This window comes from Pseudoalteromonas sp. SMS1 (assembly GCF_021530565.1).
GTDB lineage: Bacteria > Pseudomonadota > Gammaproteobacteria > Enterobacterales > Alteromonadaceae > Pseudoalteromonas.
In genome coordinates this window covers 51073-73672 of record NZ_JAKGBI010000015.1, presented here as the reverse complement: position 1 = coordinate 73672, position 22600 = coordinate 51073, and the positions used below count along the sequence as shown (strand labels likewise).

16 protein-coding genes are annotated in these 22600 nt (G+C 45.1%); 5 read left to right on the top strand and 11 right to left on the bottom strand.

Annotation, left to right across the window (positions count from 1 at the left end; genetic code table 11):
• Window positions 1-231: 231 nt before the first annotated feature.
• On the bottom strand, window positions 232-4116 hold the full coding sequence (gene purL, locus L1286_RS16130; RefSeq protein ID WP_235408073.1) for a phosphoribosylformylglycinamidine synthase: 3885 nt from the start codon (window positions 4114-4116) through the stop codon (window positions 232-234).
• A 241-nt stretch (window positions 4117-4357) separates the two neighbouring features.
• On the opposite strand from purL, the gene mltF reads away from it, so the two are divergent.
• Window positions 4358-5740, top strand: coding sequence for a membrane-bound lytic murein transglycosylase MltF (gene mltF / locus L1286_RS16125; RefSeq protein WP_235408072.1), 1383 nt, complete (start codon window positions 4358-4360; stop codon window positions 5738-5740).
• Window positions 5741-5987: 247 nt separating this feature from the next.
• Here mltF and tadA read toward each other — a convergent pair whose 3' ends face one another.
• On the bottom strand, window positions 5988-6506 hold the full coding sequence (gene tadA, locus L1286_RS16120) for a tRNA adenosine(34) deaminase TadA (RefSeq protein WP_235408071.1): 519 nt from the start codon (window positions 6504-6506) through the stop codon (window positions 5988-5990).
• 172 nt (window positions 6507-6678) lie between these two features.
• On the opposite strand from tadA, the gene L1286_RS16115 reads away from it, so the two are divergent.
• Entirely contained in the window at window positions 6679-7983 is a 1305-nt protein-coding gene (locus tag L1286_RS16115; RefSeq protein ID WP_235408070.1) for an inosine/guanosine kinase, read from the top strand.
• A 38-nt stretch (window positions 7984-8021) separates the two neighbouring features.
• On the opposite strand, the gene glsB is transcribed toward L1286_RS16115, so the two are convergent.
• From glsB to L1286_RS16075, 8 genes are all read right to left on the bottom strand, one after another.
• Window positions 8022-8939, bottom strand: coding sequence for a glutaminase B (gene glsB / locus L1286_RS16110; RefSeq protein ID WP_235408069.1), 918 nt, complete (start codon window positions 8937-8939; stop codon window positions 8022-8024).
• A 113-nt stretch (window positions 8940-9052) separates the two neighbouring features.
• Window positions 9053-9616, bottom strand: a complete 564-nt coding sequence (locus L1286_RS16105) for a phosphoribosyltransferase (protein ID WP_063376538.1) — start codon at window positions 9614-9616, stop codon at window positions 9053-9055.
• Window positions 9617-9846: 230 nt separating this feature from the next.
• Window positions 9847-12141 carry a DNA topoisomerase IV subunit A gene (gene parC, locus L1286_RS16100; protein ID WP_235408068.1) on the bottom strand — a complete coding sequence of 765 codons (2295 nt, stop codon included), beginning with the start codon at window positions 12139-12141 and terminating at the stop codon, window positions 9847-9849.
• Window positions 12142-12159: 18 nt separating this feature from the next.
• Window positions 12160-14049, bottom strand: coding sequence for a DNA topoisomerase IV subunit B (gene parE, locus L1286_RS16095; protein WP_235408067.1), 1890 nt, complete (start codon window positions 14047-14049; stop codon window positions 12160-12162).
• A 32-nt stretch (window positions 14050-14081) separates the two neighbouring features.
• Window positions 14082-14639, bottom strand: coding sequence for a YqiA/YcfP family alpha/beta fold hydrolase (locus tag L1286_RS16090; RefSeq protein WP_235408066.1), 558 nt, complete (start codon window positions 14637-14639; stop codon window positions 14082-14084).
• Window positions 14624-15388: a metallophosphoesterase gene (locus L1286_RS16085; protein WP_235408065.1), complete on the bottom strand. Its 765-nt coding sequence runs from the start codon at window positions 15386-15388 to the stop codon at window positions 14624-14626. Before L1286_RS16085 ends, L1286_RS16090 begins: the two co-directional genes overlap by 16 nt.
• A complete protein-coding gene (locus tag L1286_RS16080) occupies window positions 15375-15845 on the bottom strand; it encodes a DUF1249 domain-containing protein (RefSeq protein WP_235408160.1) in 471 nt (156 codons plus the stop codon). Before L1286_RS16080 ends, L1286_RS16085 begins: the two co-directional genes overlap by 14 nt.
• A gap of 25 nt (window positions 15846-15870) precedes the next feature.
• Entirely contained in the window at window positions 15871-16494 is a 624-nt protein-coding gene (locus L1286_RS16075) for an NUDIX domain-containing protein (protein ID WP_235408064.1), read from the bottom strand.
• A 210-nt stretch (window positions 16495-16704) separates the two neighbouring features.
• Between L1286_RS16075 and tolC the strand changes: the two genes are divergently transcribed.
• The 3 genes from tolC (at window position 16705) to L1286_RS16060 (ending at window position 19743) form a co-directional block, all read left to right on the top strand.
• A complete protein-coding gene (gene tolC, locus L1286_RS16070; RefSeq protein ID WP_235408063.1) occupies window positions 16705-18054 on the top strand; it encodes an outer membrane channel protein TolC in 1350 nt (449 codons plus the stop codon).
• Window positions 18055-18178: 124 nt separating this feature from the next.
• The gene (gene lpxL, locus L1286_RS16065) at window positions 18179-19105 is read left to right on the top strand and encodes an LpxL/LpxP family Kdo(2)-lipid IV(A) lauroyl/palmitoleoyl acyltransferase (protein ID WP_235408062.1); all 927 of its coding nucleotides are present in this window, start codon (window positions 18179-18181) and stop codon (window positions 19103-19105) included.
• A gap of 26 nt (window positions 19106-19131) precedes the next feature.
• The gene (locus L1286_RS16060; protein ID WP_235408061.1) at window positions 19132-19743 is read left to right on the top strand and encodes a TcpQ domain-containing protein; all 612 of its coding nucleotides are present in this window, start codon (window positions 19132-19134) and stop codon (window positions 19741-19743) included.
• Window positions 19744-19752: 9 nt separating this feature from the next.
• Here L1286_RS16060 and glnE read toward each other — a convergent pair whose 3' ends face one another.
• Complete coding sequence (gene glnE, locus L1286_RS16055) at window positions 19753-22548, bottom strand: bifunctional [glutamate--ammonia ligase]-adenylyl-L-tyrosine phosphorylase/[glutamate--ammonia-ligase] adenylyltransferase (RefSeq protein ID WP_235408060.1); 2796 nt, start codon at window positions 22546-22548, stop codon at window positions 19753-19755.
• Between the last annotated feature and the right edge of the window lie 52 nt (window positions 22549-22600).

Sequence of the window (22600 nt, the reverse complement as noted above, 5' to 3'; positions counted from 1 at the left end):
TTTGGACGTTTCGGCGAACCCGAATTCAACGTTGCTTTGAAATACAAGCCAACCAGAAAATAGTTCACTGCCAAGCGTTCGCTTTTTTAAAGCTACAAAAAAGGCCACCGAAGTGACCTTTTCTTTAAAGCTAGTTAAGGCAGTGCAGACTAATTCGTCCTGAAGCTGCGGCCCGGCTCGTCATCCATGACTCGCGTAAAACACGCTGCGAAACTTCGTTTCGGTCGTGTTTTACCCCACGTTTTTACGTGCGTTACGGAACATGCGCATCCACGGGCTATCTTCTTTCCACTCATCTGGGTGCCAAGAGTTAGCTACTGCACGGAATACACGCTCTGGGTGCGGCATCATTACTGTTGCACGACCATCTGTTGACGTGATACCTGTGATACCTTCTGGTGAACCATTCGGGTTGTTCGGGTATTGCGTCGTGGGCTGACCAAAGTTATCAACGTACTGAACTGCTACCGTGCCAGACTCCAATGCTGCTTTCACTGCTGCGTCGTTTGCAAACTCAGCATGGCCTTCGCCGTGAGATACCGCAATTGGCATACGAGAGCCAGCCATACCTTGGAAGAATACTGACGGGCTTTCTTGCACTTCAACAAGGCTGAAACGAGCTTCAAAACGCTCTGACTTGTTGGTTACAAAACGTGGCCAGTGTTCAGTACCTGGGATAAGCTCTTTCAGTGTCGATAGCATCTGACAACCATTACACACACCTAGGCTGAACGTGTCTTGACGCTCAAAGAATGTTTGGAACTGGTCACGTGCCATGTCATTGAATAGAATTGACTTAGCCCAGCCTTCACCGGCACCGAGTACGTCACCGTAAGAGAAGCCACCACATGCGACAAGCCCTTTGAACTCTTCTAGCGTTAGACGACCTTCAAGGATGTCACTCATGTGCACGTCAACTGCTGCAAATCCAGCACGGTTAAACGCTGCTGCCATTTCAACATGAGAGTTCACACCTTGCTCACGAAGGATTGCCATTTTAGGCTTGGCACCCGTAGCAATGTAAGGTGCAGCAACGTCTTCGTTAAGGTCAAAGCTCAGGTTTACGTTTAGGCCTGGATCTTTCTCGTCAAATTTTGCATCAAATTCTTGCTTAGCACACTCAGGGTTATCACGAAGTGCTTGCATCTTATAAGTCGTTTCAGCCCAAATAGTACGTAATTCAGTACGTGTATTTGCAAGTACTGCTTCACCACCACGGTTGAAGATAACTTTATCTTCTGCGTTTAATGCACCGATAGTGTGGCTGATAGCTGCAAGGCCGTTATCTGCTAACACAGCTTCAACTGCTGCAAGGTCAGAATTGCGAATCTGAATGACTGCACCTAGCTCTTCGTTATAAAGTGCTTCGATGTCAGAGCCTGTTAGGCTATCAAGGTTTACTGTCACACCTGTGCGACCTGCAAATGCCATTTCAGCAACGGTAGTGAATAAGCCACCGTCTGAACGGTCATGGTAAGCTAGTAGCTTCTCGTCAGCGACTAGCGCTTGCATTGCGTTGTAAAAACCTTTTAATAGCTCTGGGCTATCAACATCCGGTGTCTTATCACCAAGTTGCTTATAAACCTGCGCAAGGCTTGATGCACCCATACGGTTTTGGCCGGCACCTAAGTCAACTAGGATTAGACTTGAGTCACCTTTATCAGTGCGAAGCTGTGGCGTGACCGTTTTACGAATGTCTTCTACACGGCCAAATGCAGTGATCACAAGAGAAAGAGGTGCGGTAACCGCTTTATCTTCACCGTTGTCTTGCCAAGTCGTCTTCATTGACATTGAGTCTTTACCAACAGGAATCGTTAGACCAAGTGCTGGACATAGCTCTTCACCCACAGCTTTTACTGCTTCATAAAGACCTGCGTCTTCACCTGGGTGGCCTGCGGCTGCCATCCAGTTTGCAGATAGCTTGATGTTCTCAAGGCCGCCAATGTTTGCGCCAGCAATGTTCGTTAGCGCTTCTGCAACAGCTAAACGTGCTGATGCACCATAGTTTAGAAGTGCTGCAGGTGTACGCTCACCCATTGACATTGCTTCACCGTGGTAAGTGTCAAACGCTGCTGCTGTTACAGCACAGTTTGCTACTGGTACCTGCCAAGGGCCAACCATTTGGTCACGTGCCACTAAACCCGTAACCGTACGGTCACCTATTGTGATAAGGAATGTTTTCTCTGCAATCGTCGGTAGACGAAGTAGACGCTTAGCTGCTTCTTCTACGTCAATGCTGTCAGTCTTAAGTGCTTCACCAGATACTTGCTTCGACTCAACGTCACGGTGCATCTTAGGTGCTTTACCTAGTAGTACTTCAAGTGGAAGATCGACAGGGTTATTGTCGAAGTGGCTATCCGCAACGGTTAAATGGCGCTCTTCAGTTGCTTCACCAATTACAGCGTACTGCGCGCGCTCACGCTTACAAATTTCTTCAAAACGGTCAAAGTCTTCTGCCGCTACGGCTAGTACATAACGTTCTTGTGATTCGTTACACCAGATCTCATGTGGTGCCATGCCCGGCTCATCGTTCGGGATGTTACGTAGTTGGAATTTACCACCACGACCACCGTCGTCAACTAGCTCAGGGAATGCGTTTGATAGACCACCCGCGCCCACATCGTGGATAAACGCGATTGGGTTTTCGTCGCCTAACTGCCAACACTTGTCGATCACTTCTTGACAACGACGCTCCATTTCTGGGTTTTCACGCTGTACTGACGCAAAGTCCAAGTCTTCGTTTGACTGACCAGATGCCATTGATGATGCAGCCCCCCCACCCAGACCGATGTTCATCGCAGGGCCACCTAACGCGACTAGCTTAGCGCCAACTGGAATTTCACCTTTTTGAACATGCTCAGTACGGATGTTACCAAGGCCACCTGCAAGCATGATTGGCTTGTGGTAACCACGCACCTCTTCACCATTGTGGCTGTTCACTTTTTCTTCGTAGGTACGGAAGTAACCAAGTAGATTCGGGCGACCAAATTCGTTGTTGAACGCCGCACCACCTAGTGGGCCATCAATCATGATATCTAATGCATTGACAATACGGCCAGGCTTGCCAAAGTTTGTTTCCCACGGCTGCTCAAAACCAGGAATACGGAGGTTAGAAACGGTAAAACCAACCAAACCCGCTTTAGGCTTAGAACCACGACCTGTAGCACCTTCATCACGAATTTCACCACCAGAGCCCGTTGATGCGCCCGAGAAAGGGGCAATCGCCGTTGGGTGGTTGTGCGTTTCAACTTTCATCAAGATTTCAATGTTTTCCTGATTGTAGTTGTACTCACCTTCTTTATTCGGGAAGAAACGACCCGCTTTAGAACCCTTCATTACTGCCGCGTTATCTTTATATGCAGACAATACGTTTTCTGGGTGCGTTTCGAAGGTATTTTTGATCATTTTGAACAGCGACTTAGGCTGCTGCTCACCGTCGATTGTCCAATCGGCGTTGAAAATCTTGTGACGACAGTGCTCAGAGTTCGCTTGTGCGAACATGAATAGCTCGATGTCGTTCGGGTTACGGCCTAATTTTTGAAAGTTTTCTACTAGGTAGTCAATTTCGTCATCCGCTAATGCAAAACCCTGCTCAACGTTTGCCGTCGCAAGTGCTTCACGGCCACCGCCAAGAATGTCTACAGATGACATTGGGCGCGGCTCTTCAACACGGAATAACTGACCCGCATCCTCTAATTGGCTGTGTACAGACTCAGTCATACGATCATGAAGTAGCTTAGACACTTCATTTAGTTGCGCAGCGCTTAGCTCACCTTCAACATAATAGGCGATGCCACGCTCAACACGATGTACCTTATCTAGGCCACAGTTATTAGCGATATCGGTCGCTTTTGATGCCCATGGTGAAATAGTACCGATGCGAGGCGTCACTAAAACGAGTGCGCCTTCTGGCGTATGTTCAACAGCAGTTGGCCCATACGTTAACAGCTTGCTCAGTTTATCTAACTCTGCTTCTGTAAGTTCAGCAGTTAAATCAGCAAAATGCATGAACTCAGCGTAAACACCAGTAACAGGTAATTCTGCATCCGCGCAGCTTTTAAGTATCTTTTGGACTTTAAAATCAGAAAGTGCAGGTGCACCACGTAGGATTAACATAGATATTTCATCCGGGGTTAAGGATTGAACGATATTTTGGGCCGCTATTATAGTCGAATTGACGCACAGATTTAACTCAAAATTGTCATTTATCGAAAAAAACCCGCTTCACAAAATTCAATTTAACTGCGAGCATACAAATTAATGGATATGATTTATACGGTACTCTTTGTTTTTCAATTTCTAACAAGATAATTTACAAAGGTATTTCAGGCTCAGAATAAACTGAATCAGGGTGGGTATGGTAATTCTTCGGTTGACTTGTTTCGTTTCAATTTGCTTAGTGAGCATGTTTCTCATAGGGTGTGATAAAACCCCTCCTAACCAATTGCAGCAAATCAAGGCGAATAATACACTAAAAGTGGGTACCTTAGTCGGACCTGCGACTTATTATCAGGGCCACACAGAAGAGGAAGGATTTGAATTTGAATTAGCAGGCGCATTCGCTCATGAGCTTGGCGTTCAACTTGAAGTTATCCCTTTTTTTAATCTGGAAAAACTCTTTGCCAGCTTGGAGCAAGGCCAATTAGATGTCGTGGCTTCGGGCATAAGCTATCACCCAAGCCGAACAGAATCATTTCGCTTTGGCCCTTATTATCGACAGATAAGCCAAAAATTGGTGTACAAACAAGGGAAGCAAAGACCCAGAAATTACGCTCAACTTGAGGCCCCCGTAACAGTACTCGCCAATAGTCACCATGTATTATCACTTGAAGAAGCCAAAGTTAACTACCCTCAATTACAATGGCAGACAACCACTTTACTCGATCAAGAGGAGCTACTGCTCGGTATTCTCAATAATGAAATAGAGTATACCATTGTGGACTCACACTCTCTGGCCTTGTTTCGGCGCTATCACCCAAATCTCAGCATAGCCTTCTCTGTCTCGCAGTCAGATCCCATCGCTTGGGTTATGAAACGCCAAACAGATGATTCGCTATACGCGCTATTGATGCCATTCTTTGCGAAGATGCAGAGCAGTGGCCAATTAGCGACACTGGAAGAGAAATACTTTGGTCATGTTACGCGCTTCAATTATGTCAATACCGTTGCTTTTGTTGAAGCGAGTAAACAAACTTTACCCAAATATGCCGAGTGGTTCATTGCCTACTCTAAACAATATGACTTAGATTGGCGACTACTTGCAGCCTTGAGTTATCAAGAATCAATGTGGAACCCACGAGCCAAATCCCCCACAGGTGTTCGAGGTATCATGATGCTCACGCAAAGTACCGCCAAAAGTGTCGGTGTAAAACACAGATTAAAGCCTGAACAAAATATTCGTGGCGGAGCCCGCTATCTCGCCAATTTAATTGCTCGCGTTCCCGATGGGGTCAGTAATCCAGATAGAACTTGGTTGGCGCTTGCTGCGTATAACGTTGGTATGGGACACGTGCGTGATGCTCTCAAATTAACGGCACAGCAGGGTGGCGATCCACACAGCTGGGCAGATGTTAAAAAACGACTACCACTGTTGACAAAAAAGCGCTACTATCGAAGCACAAGATATGGATATGCGCGTGGCGATGTTGCGGTACATTACGTTGATAACATACGTCGCTACTTTGACGCTCTGGTCTGGTTAGACGAAAATGGGGCGCTCCCTTTCAGTTCTGGCGAATAAATTGCATCCCAGCATCCTTGTCATAAGCCTGTCACATTAAACGGGTATTTCTGTCACGCGTAAGTTTTTTCTCTCTCACAAAGGAGGTTCTGATGCTTAGAAGACGTCGAACTCATCAATTTAAACGCAACACTCGCAATACCAACCCGAATCGTCGCAGAGTGATGCTTAAAAACATCCACAAGAAAATCCTATTGCGCCGCCGCATATATTCACTTCTCCAATTAGCAGCAGACACCAAAACGGCTCAGCCTTGAGCCGTATTCGTTTGTTGCGCTTGGCGTGCTTTTCTCGCTGCTTTATGTTCTTTTCTTCTGCGCTTAAAAAAGCAAGATAATTTGTCACCACACTCTTGTGCAAGCACACCAGAGGTGACTTCCGGTTGATGATTTAGCTGAGGGTCTTGCAACAGATTCATCACCGAGCCAGCAGCACCGGTCTTAGCATCACTTGCGCCATAAACAACCCGCTTAACACGACCATGCACCAACATGCCTGCACACATTGGACAGGGTTCCAAGGTGACATATAAGGTACAATCAATAAGTCGGTAGTTTTGAATTTTCTTTCCCGCTTCTCGAATCGCCATCATCTCTGCATGCGCAGAGGGGTCATGATGCCCAATGGAACGGTTCCAACCCGCAGCAATCAACTCCCCATCTCGAACAACCACGGCCCCAACGGGAATTTCATTTTCAGCTTCTGCTTTGTCAGCATAGCTTAGCGCTTGGCGCATCCAGTACTCATCTTGTTCTTGGATAGTCATACTAAAAACTACAATGTAAATTTGAGTTTTAGTATACCAGCTTCCTTTATAGAAACCGCTTGGTTACAGAATTATTGCTAAAATTACCAAATTACCATGGCTCACCCATACAAAATTAGGCTATAATTCGCCGCTTTTTTTATTTAATGAGCTCAAAACACACGGGTAAAACATGAAATTTCCGGGACACCGTAGGCATAAACATTATTTTCCAGTGGAGGATAAGGACCCACTTATCAATCACTTAAATGCTGAAGATCGCTTAAAGCGCAACTATATTTGCGGCATTGATCAAATCGTTGTTGATATTGAAGCCAAAGTCGACCAAGCGTTTTTAGATGAATTCCATCTGCAACGCGGTATGTCACAAGTCATAGACAATGATGTCACCAACGCGCTCTATGAGCGTTTAAAACGTGATGACATGATTGACTACGAATTTGCAGGCGGCACCATTGGCAACACCATGCACAACTACTCAGTTCTAGCAGATGACCGTTCGGTTTTGCTGGGCGTAATGAGTGAAAGTATAGAAATCGGCAGCTATGCGTATAAATTTTTATGTAATACGTCTAGCCGTGTCGACTTAGATCACTTGCAACCTGTTGCTGGCCCAATTGGCCGTTGCTTTACGTTAATTGATGATAGTGGCGAAAGAACCTTTGCCATTAGTGCTGGCTTAATGAACTACTTAAAGCCTGAATCTATCAGCCAGTCTTTGATAGAAAATGCCTCAGCTTTGGTGATCAGCGCATACCTAATGCGTACCAACGGGGATGAAACAATGACGCAAGCCACCATGCAGGCGGTAGAGTACGCCAACCAAGCTGGTGTCCCTGTAGTACTTACTCTTGGTACTAAGTTTTTGATTGAACAAGATCCTCAGTGGTGGGCTGAATTTGTCGAAAAGCATGTCGACATTCTTGCCATGAACGAAGAGGAAGGCGAAGCAATCACCGGGTTTGATGATCCGCTCATGGCTGCTGATAAAGCACTGGATTGGGTTGACTTGGTCATTTGTACCGCAGGTCCAACGGGTCTTTACATGGCGGGTTATGTAGAAGATGAGATGAAACGAGAAACAGAGTATCCGCTTTTACCTGGCGCTATTCCTGAATTTAACCGCTATGAGTTTTCTCGTGCAATGCGCAAGTCACGCTGTGAACGACCTGTTCGAGTATATAGCCATACTGCACCATATATGGGCGGTCCCGACACAATTAAAAACACCAATGGCGCTGGAGATTGTGCGTTAGCAGCGGTTTTACATGACTTATCAGCCAATGTTTACCATCGCTTGAATGTACCTAACTCTGCGAAGCATGAGCAGTCTGCGATCACATACTCCTCACTGGCGCAAATTAGTAAATACGCTAACCGTGCCAGCTTCGAAGTATTGGTGCAACATTCACCCAGACTGTCTCGCGGACTACCAGAAAGAGAAGACTCGTTAGAGCAGTCTTACTGGGACCAATAAATTTAAATAGCGCGATAAATATCGCGCTATTATCGGCGTTAGAAAATTGCTGTGCCGAGCTCCTCAGCAAGAAACTCTAACGCCGTAATACCCGCAACAGAATTCCCAACTGTATCAAGTCCAGGTGACCATACAGCAATCGTAAACCGCCCTGGTACAACTGCGATTATCGCCCCCGAAACACCAGACTTGCCAGGCATACCCACACGATATCCAAAATCTCCCGCCGCATCATAAAGACCACTGGTAAACAGCAAAGAGTTCAATTGCTTCACCTGTTTCGCTGGTAATATTTGCTGTTTTGTCTGAGTGCAAACGCCGCCGTTAGACAAATACGAAAAGCACTTGGCCAACTCCGCGACATTCAACTCAATGGCACAAAAATTAAAGTATGACCACAACACCTCTTCAACTTCATTATTAAAGTTGCCAAATGACTTCATTAAATACGCCATCGCTGCATTGCGATAGCGATGTTCATATTCAGACTGCGCAACCACTTTGTTAATGGATAACTTCGGGTTACCGGTTTGCATACGATAGCTTTCGAGCATGGTGTGGATCGGCGCACTCAAACGCGAATACAACGCATCGCACGTGACGATTGCACCGGCATTAATAAAGGGGTTTCGTGGTATACCATTTTCAAACTCTAGCTGAGTCAAAGAGTTGAAAGCTGTGCCAGAGGGCTCCTTGCCGACTCTGTGCCATAACTCATCACCATATCGCTGCAAAGCCAGCGTCAAAGTCATCACCTTGGACACTGACTGCACCGTAAATTTGGCGTCGCAAGCGCCCGCACAATAAGTTTCACCTGATTGCGTTTGAATGGCTATCGCAAACTGTCCCAACTGCTGCTCAGCCAAAGCAGGAATGTAATCGGCTACTTGTCCCTGAGACAAGAATGGCTGTACATGCGAAACGGTACGCTCTAAAATTGATTGATAGTCTGTCATACTAAAAATGCATAAATCACAATGGCTGGAGTGTAACAAATGCACTTATAAGCAGCCATAAAAAAGCCGCTGAAAAAACAGGTTTTCAGCGGCTTTTTTGAACGTTTATTACATCACTTGGTAAATAGTTCTTTGATGTTTGCTAGGTCTGACTTACCAGCGATTAATTCATCCGGTGTCAGCCCTGAAAGCTCATGTGGAAATACCAACCACTCATCAGACTCATGAATATAATAGTCTGGCGTCATAGGCACTTTTTTATTGGTTGGTTTGTAATAAGGACAAGCAACACGGATATCTTTAGGCAGATTTAGTCGCATAAGCTCTTCTAGTTTTTCGCGAAGTGCATAGATGCTGCGACCCGAATCGAATACGTCATCAACAATTAATAACGAGTCTCCGGCATTGGCATTCTCAATGATGTAATGCAAACCGTGAACTTTAATCTCTTTAGACTGCTGACCAATGCCATAGTATGAAGAAGTACGAACAGCGATATGGTCTGTTTCGATGCCTTTATAGTCATAGTACTCTTGCACAGCGATCCCAATAGGTGCGCCTCCTCGCCAAATACCAATGATAAAGTCAGGACGGAACCCATCTTCATAAACTTGAGCCGCTAGACGGAAAGAATCCTCTAGTAACTGTTGCGCTGTAATGTAGCACTTCTCAGACATAAAAACCCCGTATTGTCAGTGCGAGCGTCACCACTGTTGGGTGTCACTCTGAACAAGAATAACTTATAACCGTGTATTCTAGCCGAGTCAGATAGAAATTGCTTGTCATACATCAGGGTTTTTACTGCAAAGTGACAGATTAACGAGGAAATGATGACAATGCGCTGCGCAATGTTGATGCTCGACGGGCAATAAAAAAGCGAGTCATTTGACCCGCTCCTCTCATCGCTTTAGGCTTCCGTATCCCCTTCAGGGTTGATATCTTCCGCTTCTATAAACTCAACTTCAAAGTTATCGACGCGCTGCAAGCCCCGCGGTAACTTATTACCTCGGCGCCCTCGCTCTCCAAAATAATGTTCAAGATCAGAGTTTTTCAGTGTCAACTTGCGTTTTCCAGCATATAGTGTAACCGCACGTCCCTCTGGGACAACCGCCAGCACTTTGACAAACTCCTCTCTTGCCTGCACTTTGGCGTTTGGAATGGAAATAATCTTATTCCCTTTACCTTTGGCCAATTTCGGCAAATCTCTCAGTGGGAAAAGCAACATGCGGCCTTCGTTAGAAATCGCCATACAGCGATCTGTAGCTACATCATTGACAGTAATGGGTGCCATCAACTCTGCACCTTTAGGAATACTGACCAGCGCCTTACCATTTTTATTCTTGCTGACCAAATCAGAGAATTCAGTGATAAATCCATAGCCACCATCTGTTGCCATCAAATATAGATCTTGCTCCTCCCCCATGACAACATGCTCAAAATTCACCCCTGTTGCAAGGTTAAATCGACCTGTCATTGGTTCGCCCTGGCTTCTTGCAGAGGGCAAACTGTGCGCATCTGTCGCAAAAGCGCGACCAGAACTATCTAAAAAGACCGCAGGCTGATTACTCTTGCCCTTGGCAGAAGCTTTATAGCTATCACCAGAGCGATAATTTAATCCCTCTGCATCGATTTCATGACCTTTGGCAAAACGAGCCCAGCCCTTTTCGGACAGCACCACGGTCACCGATTCAGACGGGATGAGATCCTTTTCACTCAGCGCTTTCGCTTCCTGTCTTTCAATTACTGGCGAACGTCTTTCATCGCCATACAGCTCCGCGGCTTCTTGGATTTCTTTTTTCATTAATGTCGACATGCGACGATCAGAGCCCAGCGTTAACTCTAATTTGTCACGCTCTTTACTCAACTCATCTTGTTCACCGCGGATCTTCATCTCTTCAAGTTTCGCAAGGTGGCGTAACTTCAAGTCAAGAATGGCTTCTGCTTGGGTGTCAGACAAACCAAATCGAGACATTAACTCTGCTTTAGGTTCTTCCTCATTACGAATGATTTCAATGACTTCATCAATATTTAAGAAAGCAATCATCAAGCCTTCTAAAATGTGTAAGCGCGCCAATACCTTGTCAAGGCGATACTGCAACCTTCTGCGCACAGTTTCACGACGGAATATTAACCACTCAGAAAGAATTTGTTGGAGATCTTTGACCTGAGGACGTCCATCTAAACCAATCATGTTAAGGTTTACACGATAGTTCTTCTCAAGATCGGTCGTTGCAAACAAATGCGCCATCAGTGGTTCTGCTTTAACTCGGTTAGAGCGCGGCACAACAACAATACGCGTTGGGTTTTCATGGTCTGACTCGTCCCGTAAATCGGCAACCATCGGCAGCTTTTTAGCGGTCATTTGCGCAGCGATTTGCTCAAGTATCTTCGCACCAGAGGTCTGGTGTGGCAAAGCAGTGATAACGATTTCACCTTGCTCTTCTTGATACACTGCACGCATCTTGATTGAACCACGCCCCGTGGTATAGATTTTACGAATATCATCTTTTGGCGTGATGATTTCTGCTTCAGTCGGGTAATCGGGTGCTTGTACGACCTCGAGCAGTTCCTCTAACGTCGTTTTAGGTTTGTCCAGCAGCATGCAGCATGCTGTGGCCAGCTCATTCACATTGTGTGGTGGAATATCCGTGGCCATACCAACTGCAATCCCCGTCACGCCATTCAATAGGATATGAGGTAAGCGTGCTGGTAGCACTTGAGGCTCTTTCATTGTCCCATCAAAGTTTGGTACCCAATCTACGGTGCCTTGGCCAAGCTCTTTGAGCAGCACCTCTGAGAACTTTGATAAACGCGCTTCAGTATAACGCATTGCAGCAAAGGATTTAGGGTCATCGGCAGCACCCCAGTTACCTTGTCCATCCACCAACGGATATCGATAAGAAAAAGGCTGTGCCATTAAGACCATCGCTTCATAACACGCACTGTCGCCGTGAGGATGGTATTTACCCAGCACGTCACCCACCGTACGCGCCGACTTTTTATATTTTGCAGCTGCAGATAAACCTAACTCGCTCATCGCATAAACAATACGACGTTGCACAGGTTTCAGGCCATCACCAATGTGTGGTAATGCCCTATCCATGATCACATACATGGAGTAATTTAAATAGGCGTCTTCGGTAAAACGCCCCATTGGTAATTGTTCTATGCCCTGTAATGATAGGGCTTGTGGATCAGTCATGATACACCTTACTTCTTGTTATACCTCGGCTTTGTCGCCATGTTGCTCTAACCAAGCTTTGCGGTCACCGGAGCGCTTTTTCGCCAACAACATATCCATCATTTCCATTGTCTGCTCTTGCTCCTCTAAAGTAAGCTGAACTAACCGACGGGTGTTGGGATCCATCGTGGTCTCACGTAATTGCATTGGGTTCATCTCACCCAGGCCTTTAAAGCGTTGTACATTGACTTTACCGCGCTTTTTCTCGGCCTCAATACGGTCTAATATGCCACGCTTCTCATCTTCATCTAACGCATAATAAACTTCTTTCCCGACGTCTATACGGAATAAAGGCGGCATCGCAACATACACATGCCCGGCTTCAACTAACGTCGGAAAATGCTTTACAAACAGCGCACATAGCAAGGTTGCAATGTGTAAACCATCCGAGTCTGCATCAGCAAGGATGCACACTTTGCCATAACGGAGTGCTGATAAATCAGTTGAATCGGGGTCTATTCCCAAAGCCACCGAGATATCATGGACCTCTTGAGAAGCTAAAATCTGACCTGAGTCAACCTCCCAAGTATTCAGAATTTTACCGCGCAAAGGCATAATCGCCTGAAACTCTCTGTCCCGAGCCTGTTTGGCTGACCCACCTGCCGAGTCACCTTCTACTAAAAAGAGTTCTGAACGTTCGGTTTCACTCCCCGAACAATCGGTGAGTTTACCGGGCAAGGCTGGGCCACTGGTGACCTTTTTACGCACTACCTTTTTTGCCGCGCGTAACCGTTTTTGAGCATTGCTAATACATAACTCTGCTAATAGCTCTGCGGTTTCTGTATGTTCATTAAGCCATAAGCTAAACGCATCTTTGACGATGCCAGAAACAAACGTCGCGCACGAGCGAGAAGAGAGCTTTTCTTTGGTTTGGCCTGCAAACTGTGGGTCTTGCATTTTAACCGATAATACGTAACTACATTTATCCCATACATCATCTGGTGTTAGTTTCACTCCACGTGGCAGCAGGTTGCGAAATTCACAAAACTCACGCATCGCTTCTAGTAATCCCTGTCTAAGACCATTGACATGGGTCCCTCCTTGCGCAGTCGGGATCAGGTTGACATAGCTTTCGGCTATGGACTCTCCGCCCTCTGGTAGCCAATGCAGTGCCCAATCAACACCTTCTGTTGAACCGCTGAAACTTCCCGTAAAAGGAGATTTAGGTAATACCTCTAAGTCTTTAGCGCTGTCGCTTAGATAATCTTGTAAACCTGACTCATAGTGCCATTCTTGCGTTTCTTTGGTTTGCTTATTGATAAAACGGATGCGTAACCCCGGACAAAGGACGGCCTTCGCCTTGAGCAAATGATGAAGCTTAGTCAATGAAAAGTTGGCAGAGTCAAAGTAACTTGCATCAGGCCAAAACTGTACCGAAGTACCAGTATTACGTTTTCCAACACTGCCCGTCACTTCGAGGTCTTGAACCTTGTCACCATTTTCAAATGCAATTTCAAATTGTTGAGCATCGCGCTTAACAGTGACCTCCACACGTGTTGAAAGTGCATTTACAACCGAAATACCAACCCCGTGTAAGCCACCCGAAAACTGATAGTTTTTGTTCGAAAATTTACCACCAGCATGCAGTTTCGTTAAGATCAGTTCTACGCCCGGGATCCCCTCTTCTGGGTGAATATCCACAGGCATACCTCGACCATCATCAATGACCTGAAGCGAGTTATCTTCATGCAAAATAACATCAATTTTACTCGCATGGCCTGCCAATGCTTCATCAACACTGTTATCGATAACTTCTTGACCTAAGTGGTTAGGTCGAGTGGTGTCCGTATACATGCCTGGACGGCGCTTAACTGGCTCTAGGCCATTTAACACCTCAATGGCTTCTGCGTTATAATTTTGCTCACTCATAAATGCTACTGACTAAGTTATTTCTTTCTGTTTTAGTTAATTTTAAGAAAATTGGCGAGGCGATTAAAGTGCCTTTCAAAATTCATGAAACTGTGGTCGCCACCAAATTCTATTTTTGAGGGGCACTCACAATAATACGCCACTGCTTCTTGATAAGGTAACACTTCGTCACCAGTTTGCTGCAATAACATGATATTGCTTGGGGTCGTAAGCTGCTTCACATACATTTGCTGTAGTGCAAATACGTGTTCCTCAGTAAGCTCGTAATGTATATCTTGGTAAGGATTATACTGAGTTCCGAGGTAATCCCATAACAATTTATCCGGCCTAACAGCGGGGTTCACTACGACCGCTTTTAATCCAAATCGTTCTGACAAATGTGTTGCATAGAAGCCGCCTAACGAACTGCCTATCAATGCACAGTCTTGATCAATGAGTTGCTCCAGCTGCAACATTGCAATACGTGGGTCAAAATGTAAACGAGGAATAATATACTCACAACGTGCGCGACAAAACTCCCCAAATTGCACAGCTTTAAATGATTTTTCTGAGCTGTTAAAGCCGTGTATATAGATTACTTTTCGAGCCATTTAACCTCTGTTTGTATACCGTCACGTGTCCAACTCACTAGCCTGTATCCCGCACCTAAGTTTTCTTGTTGCCATTGTTCTGTATGACGCGTGAACTGGATAGATGTCGCTGGGGTCGCATTGATCTTTAATGTTCTAAATGTAAAGTCATATTCATGATGCACATGCCCATGGAATAAGTTCAAAACCCTGCCAGTATTGGCTAAGCAATTGAGCAACTGGGGCCCATTTTCTAACATATGTTTATCTAAGTATCCGTTTATGGGCAATGGATTATGATGACAAAATGCAATGCTAGGGACACTTGTATGCCGCTCTATTTCAATAAGGTGTGCAGCGTCTACCCAACCAGCAGGGGTTACCCCCTTACTATTGAGCAGCAAAACTTGCCCTAACTCAAAAGTCAGCCGTTTTGCAGAATGGATTTGCCCCTTACTGATCTTAGCTAAAAACGCAATATCGTCATGGTTACCGGGCACCCAAAACAGTGGGCACTCGAGCGGAGACTCAGCTAAAATTTGGGCAAATAACTGATAAGATTCAACCGTATGATCTTGGGTAAGGTCACCACCAAATATGACCGCATCGAGCGTTTTCGTCGCAAGCTCCGACAACACGCGCTTAAAGTGTTCCGCGGTATTCACCCCAAAATATTCGCCACTACTCACTGCAAACAAATGTGTATCCGTAATGTGAGCCAGCGTTAGTTGAGTTTGATTAAATACATAGTTTTCGTCAAACCAAGCCATTGTTCACATCCCAATTCAATGGCACTCTACCGCGTTCAATACAGGCAAGAAGCCAATCCGCTAAAAATGCATTTAATTGATACTTTTCATCTTTATGGTGCATATTAGGATTGGGGTAACGATACGAAGGTTTCACCTTTTGATGGTAGTTGTGCTGAATCACTTCGGCCACTCGTGCATCGTGGTATAACCGAACAGCTAACTCAAACTCCCCAATATGGCTGCTTAAGGCATGCTTTTGACGGATAGATATATCTGTGGTGTATTTCGCAACCGCATCCACTGCAATGAAAAAGTCCATGGCGCCCATTTTTATCTGACACTGATTTCCCACTTCTTCTTCAGGCATAACTTTGAGTGCACGTAAATAATTGTGCTCACACAAGGTAATATACTTTGGAAGGGACTGCACATACCTAGGTTTAGTGGCGTTACCCCTTGCACCATACTCATGCATCAAATCAGACAAAATGACTCCCGTTTCACAACAATGTTGCAAGTTTCGATTTATTTAGCGCTAACCATTGTAGACTAATCACGGTGGCAGCGTTATCTATTTCCTCACTTTCGAGTCGAGACATGGCTTCATCAAAAGACATCACATGGGCTTTTATGTCTTCGCCTTCACTCTCCACCCCAAATGTCCCTCCTTGATAATCATTCAAATCAACTTCCGCTAAATATAAATATAAACGTTCTGTCGTTCCCCCTGGGCTTGATAGATAAGAACGCATATAATGCAGGTTATTCAACTTTAAGCCTGCTTCTTCTTGTGCTTCTTTTCTAGCCACCGCTTCAAGATCTGTGCTGCCTTCTGCCATGCCTGCAATACATTCTAATAACCAAGGCGATTCCTTAGTTGCAAGCGCACCAATACGAATTTGTTCAATCAATAATATTTCGTCTCTACGCGGGTCATAAGGTAACACTGCGACCGCATGGCCGCGTTCGAGTATCTCCCTGCGAATGGGCTTGGAAACACCGCCATCAAACAAGGCATGTTCAAATATATACTCTTCAATTTTCAAAAAACCATCATACAAAACATCATGCGTGGCAGAGTTAAACGTGACATCATGACGGGTGTACTGATTAATTTCTTTCATTTTTAATCCTAGATTCATAAAACGGGGTTTAATATCGGCTAATTTATCCCCATATTGCTATTAGCAACTAAAATGGCCAAAAAGCCAGAACCGATAATGTATTATATTCTGTTACACTTGTTTTGTTTTTATCCCAGAATAGCACTTGGGAATTTGCATAAAAACAAGGTAACATGCTGACAATAAAATTGTCTAAGGACTGCACAAATAATGAAAAAAACCATTTTATCTATGTTGGTTGGCTTGACCTGTGCGCTGTCAAGCAACAACACCTACGCAGAAGACTTGCTACAAGTTTACGACATTGCAACAGCTAACGATCCTACTGTTTTACGTGCAAAAGCGAGTGCAGAGGCACAAAAGTATGCACAAGACAGTGCATTAGGCCAATTGTTACCAACATTAGGCTTAAGATTTAGCTACTCAGACACGGACTCAACGGGCGCACCAGCGACTCAAGACGATGAGTCAGGGTATCAACTGCAAGATAGCTACCGAGACTCATTCTCTCGTACACTCACGCTGAACCAAACCATTTTTGACTTAAGCATTTGGGAAGGCCTGTCTATTGCTGAAAAGCGCGCGATGCAATCTTTAACTCAGTACGAACAAGAAAAACAAAACCTGATTGTACGTATCGCACAAGGCTATTTCGAAGTACTAGGTGCACTAGATGGATTAGAGTTCGTTCAGGCAGAGAAACGTGCGATCGAACGCCAGCTTGAACAAACAAAGCAACGTTACGAAGTTGGCTTAACTGCCATTACAGACGTACACGAAGCGCAAGCTCAGTTTGACCAATCAGTTGCTAACGAAATTGTCGCGCAGAATGAAGTTGAAACGGCACGCGAAACACTGCGTACTATCACAGGCAAATATCACGCGAAGCTTGACAAGTTAAATACCGAGAAGTTTTCAACGGTAAAACCAAACAAAAAAGCGGATGACTTCATCAACATTGCGAAAGAGAAAAACCTTTCTTTGCAGGTAGCGAAGTCAGCGCTTGAAATCGCACAGGATCAAATTGACCAAGCCCGAGCTGGTCACTACCCAACACTATCACTACAGGCTTCGCATGGTGATTCCCTGACTAACACACCAGGAAGAGAATTGGCACCGCGCGGTGATGAAACAAGTATCGGTCTGACACTAGATGTCCCAATTTACTCTGGTGGCAGAACGGTTGCAGCAACAGACCAAGCAAGGGCGCTATACGTTGCAGCCAGTGAAGATCTAGAAGCCTCTATGCGTAATATCACACGTTCAGTGATCACATCTTACAACCAAGTGATGTCTGATGTGGCAACTTACCGAGCACTAGAGCAAGCTGTAGTTTCAGCGGAGAGTGCGCTACAAGCAACTGAAGCTGGGTTTGAAGTGGGTACTCGTACCATCGTTGATGTACTCGTGAGCACGCGTAACTTGTATAGTGCTAAACGAAATCTTGCTAACTTACGTTATCAGTACATCTTGTCTACATTGCAGCTAAAACAGGCATCTGGTGATTTAACTCGCGCTGATTTAGAAGCCATCAATACAGGCTTAGTTGCAAACAACTAATCCCGCTTTTATTTTAGGCCAGTAAAAACTGGCCTAACTATCCCCGCTCCCATTCAACAACGCTTGAGCAAAGTGAGAGTTATCGATAAACTACTCCTTTTTATGCTTGTACGAGAACACCGCCTTGGTCCACAATCCCACCTTTAAATTACAATTTCTGGCACCCAAATATTGGCTTACTTGGCTTGGAGTAATCCTCCTTTACAGCCTTTCTTGGCTACCTCAAGGTGTGCAATTTTCTCTGGGAAGGTTGCTCGGCAGACTGGTCTATCGATTTGTAAAAAAGCGTCGCAAAATTGCAGAAGTTAATTTAAAGCTTTGCTTCCCCGATATGGACGAGCACACACGAAATGCGATGGTCCTGAAAAATATGGAAAACACGGGTATTGCAACATTCGAAACAGGCATGGCATGGTGGTGGCCAGAGTGGCGAATTAAACGCGCAATCGGCTCGATTAAAGGGGTAGAGCATTTTAAAACGGCGCAAGACAACAATAAAGGCGTACTGTTACTAGTGCCGCATATGCTGCATTTAGAAATGTTGGGCAGAGTGTTAGGCACACACACCCAAGGTATCGGCTTTTACCGCCCCCATAACAACCCTTTAATGGAATATTTCATGACCAAAGGGCGACTGCGTTCCAACGAATTTTTAATTGGAAAACGGGATGTAAAAGGCCTTTTAAAAGCACTGCATAATAAGAAAGTATGCTACTACCTGCCGGACCAAGACTACGGTAGAAAACGATGTGAATTTGCCCCATTCTTTGCCGTACCTGATGCAGCCACAACTACAGGCACTTTATTATTTGCATCAAGTAAAAAATGTGAGACATTAAGTTTAACAGGCGCCCGTGATGAAAAGGGTAAATACCACATTACGATACACCCTGCGATGACAAACTTTCCGAGTGCGGATGAAAACCATGATGTCACACGCGTTAACAAAAGAATGGAGCAATCAATTATGCAAGCTCCTGAACAGTACATGTGGCTCCACAGGCGTTTTAAAACGCGGCCTGATGAGCGCGCTCCTTCATATTACTCATAAACACCGATTAACTGGCGTCGCGAAAAATGGCTAAGAAAAAAAATAAAAAGCGTTTATCCGCAATGTGGTTTTGGACCAAGCACCTCTCGTTGGGGGGAATTTTGATTTGGGCAGCCTATTATTTCTTGTATGGTAATATTCCTAAAATGGAGTTTAAAGAAACAACCAATGCTGCGGCGCAGGGGCTTTCACAGTTTTATGCGAACTTCCGCAATAGGGTAAATGAAAGAGATACTGAACGAGAAAAATTCGTCGTAGAGATCGGAAAACCAACATTCCCGTTAGACGATGCATTAGCACAACGGGAATTGGTCGTAAAGCCAACCAACCAAAGGTGGACCGGCGAATCTCAACCTCGACGTTTTGAAATGGGCAACACGCTTAAAAGTGTGTTGACCAATTATGCGAAACAAGAAGACATCGAGCTATTTTGGTACCTCAGTAAAGATTATGTTGTAAAGCAAAACTTCAGAGTCGATTCTGATTTTGTGAGCGCCCTATATCAAGTAGGTCGAGCGATTAACGATGACTTTGAGTTTGAAGTGTATACGTTTTTTTGCCATCGTCAGCGTGCGGCGGTCATCACTGAAAACCCATCTATATTTGTGCGGGAAAACTGCCGCCGTTTAAATAATTAAGAAGAAGGCCTATTTCAGATAGGCCTGCCAAATTTGTTTGACCATTGCGCTTTGCTCTCGCAAGTGTTGTGCTTCAATGGTTTTTCCTCTGCCATTCAAACTGTTCAAATGATAACACTCTCGTAACTGGCAATACGCCCTTGTCAAAACGGCTTGCTCCGTGTCACTTATCACACCTTCACGGCTTGCTAATTCAAGGATCCGAATATTGTCAGAATAACCCGTCAACGCTGGAAAATCATGGGAAAATGCAAGCACGACATACTGAGTCAAAAACTCAATATCCGTCATGCCCCCACCCCCTTGTTTAAGATCAAACTCTTGCTCGCTATCTTTGGATAAATGAGTCCGCATTTTTGCTCGCATAGTGACTATATCATCCTGCAAATCATCGACTTGACGCGGCTGACTGAGGATATCATGGCGTATACTGTGAAACCGGTTCACAAGCGCTTGCTCTCCCACGATCATTCTAGCTCTCACCAAAGCTTGATGCTCCCATGTCCATGCCTGTTCTTGCTGGTATTGGTAGAAGCTTTCAATATTGATCGCTAAGAGACCTGAATTCCCCTCGGGTCTGAGACGAGTGTCTAACTCGTACAAAATACCGGAAGGTGTTCTGGTATTAAATAAGTGCATCAATCGCTGTGCCAGTTTCAAATAAAATTGTCTAGAGGAGATGGACTTTCCTCCAGAGGTTTGACTATTGCCGTCACAATTATGCACAAACACAAGGTCTAAGTCTGAGTCATACCCCAACTCAAACCCACCAGCCTTGCCATATGCAATCACTGCAAACCCTTTGGCATCTATACTTGCTCCTTCAGGTTGCCCATAACGTGCCACCATCTGTGCCCAAGCGATGTCGACAGCTTTTGCAACTATCGACTCCGCCAATGCGGTCAGGTGATCACTGACTTTCATAATGTCTAAAACCCCCGTCGCATCCGCAGCCGCAATCCTAAGCTGCTGCGTTTGTTTAAACTGTCGGAGCGCCTCCATTTGAAGCTCTAGATCCTCCTCGTCAATACGTAAGAAGTATTGCTGGATTTCATTGTAATATGCATTCATCGGTATTGGACGATATAACACGGCGGGATCAATGAGTTCATCCAGTAATATTGGATGACGTGCTATTTGCTGTGCTATCCAAAGGCTATGAGCGCAAAGTTTGATAAGTTGTTGCAGCGCACCTAAATTTTCATAAAGTAGTTCTAAATAAGCTGTGCGTGAAGCAATTTTAGCGACAATGTCGAGCACACTTTGAAGTGTTTCGGATGATTTGATTGTGCTAACTTCCCGGAGCACCAATGGCATGAGACGATCTAATACGTCTCTACCTCGAACACCAATTTGCTTCTTGGTAATGCCCGTATAGAAAGCACTTAAAACGGCTTGCCACTTGCCACATTCCTCATCACACAGACCGATCTCCAAATAACCAATGTCTCTATGCTCCCACGCAGAGGTAAAGCTTGGATCGAGTGCTTCACAGTCATGCGCTTCTTCGCCAATGACTTGCGCAAATTCGCGTCGTATTTGAGATTGAACTTGCTCAAGCAATTTATATAGCGCTGCTGGTTGTTCTACATTAAGCAGCATACATAGCCTTTGCAGGTTAATTGCATCTTCGGGCAACGTTTGAGTTTGTTCATCATTAAACGCCTGCAAGTACTGCTCTACCCGACGTAAAAATAAGTATTGAGACTGTAACTCTGTCGCCACTTTTGCGGGGATAACCTCAAGCCGAGCTAGAACATTGAGCGCACTAAGGAGTGATGGCACTTGTAAGTCAGGTTCTCGTCCGCCACGGATCATTTGCAAAGCCTGCACAATAAACTCGACTTCACGAATCCCACCCGCTCCCAGTTTAATATTGTTCTTAAGCCCTTTACGCCTGACCTCTTGCGCTATCATATGTTTCATTTTTCTCAGCGACTCAATCACCGAAAAATCAATATAACGACGAAATACAAAGGGTCGAATCAACGCTTTAAACTCATCCCAATAAGGGTTTTTCTCCCCGAGTAACCGCGCTTTGAGCATAGCATAGCGCTCCCACTCTCTGCCTTGATCTTGGTAGTAATCTTCCATAGCTGCAAAGCTCATGACTAAAGGGCCACTGTCGCCAAAAGGCCTAAGGCGCATATCCACGCGAAAAACTTGACCATCCATCGTGCGCTGATCCAGCGCGGCAATGAGTTTTTGGGCCACCTTGGTATAAAATACTTGCGCTTCAATACTGCGTCTACCCCCTTGGGTTTTGGCCGTACGAGGGTAGGTAAAAATCAGGTCAATATCTGAAGAGAAGTTCAACTCCTGACCACCTAGTTTACCCATCCCTAGCACTAGCATGGGTAAAGGCGCCCCCGCTTCGTTTTGAGGCATCCCGTTGCTCAATGCTACTTGCGCAAATGCCCACTTGTTTGCATTGGATATCAGGTGCTCACTGAGTCGAGATTGATATTCAATGCTGTCAGCGACATCATTACCAAGCACTAAGTCAAGCCACATGATTTTTAGCCAGTAGCGTTTTCGATACACTCGTAACAAATGAAACGCTTCTTGTTCTGAAATATCTTGCACTTCGCTGGTGAAAACCTCTTCACAGTGGCGACTTCGCATCACCCCATCATCTAGCAACCAGTCTTTCCAATTTGGATATTGCGCTAATACTCGGTATGCAAAGTCACTGAGTGCTAATAACTTAAGAACATCGTCATGAGCCTCCGATTCAGGAAATAACTCGTTAAATCGTTGCTGTCCTAAACTCATTAATTCACATGTCATGTGGCTTTGCTCCATACAAAAATCTCCAACGAGCGGTGGCTCATTTGTTAGGCAGTGTTATAGTAAC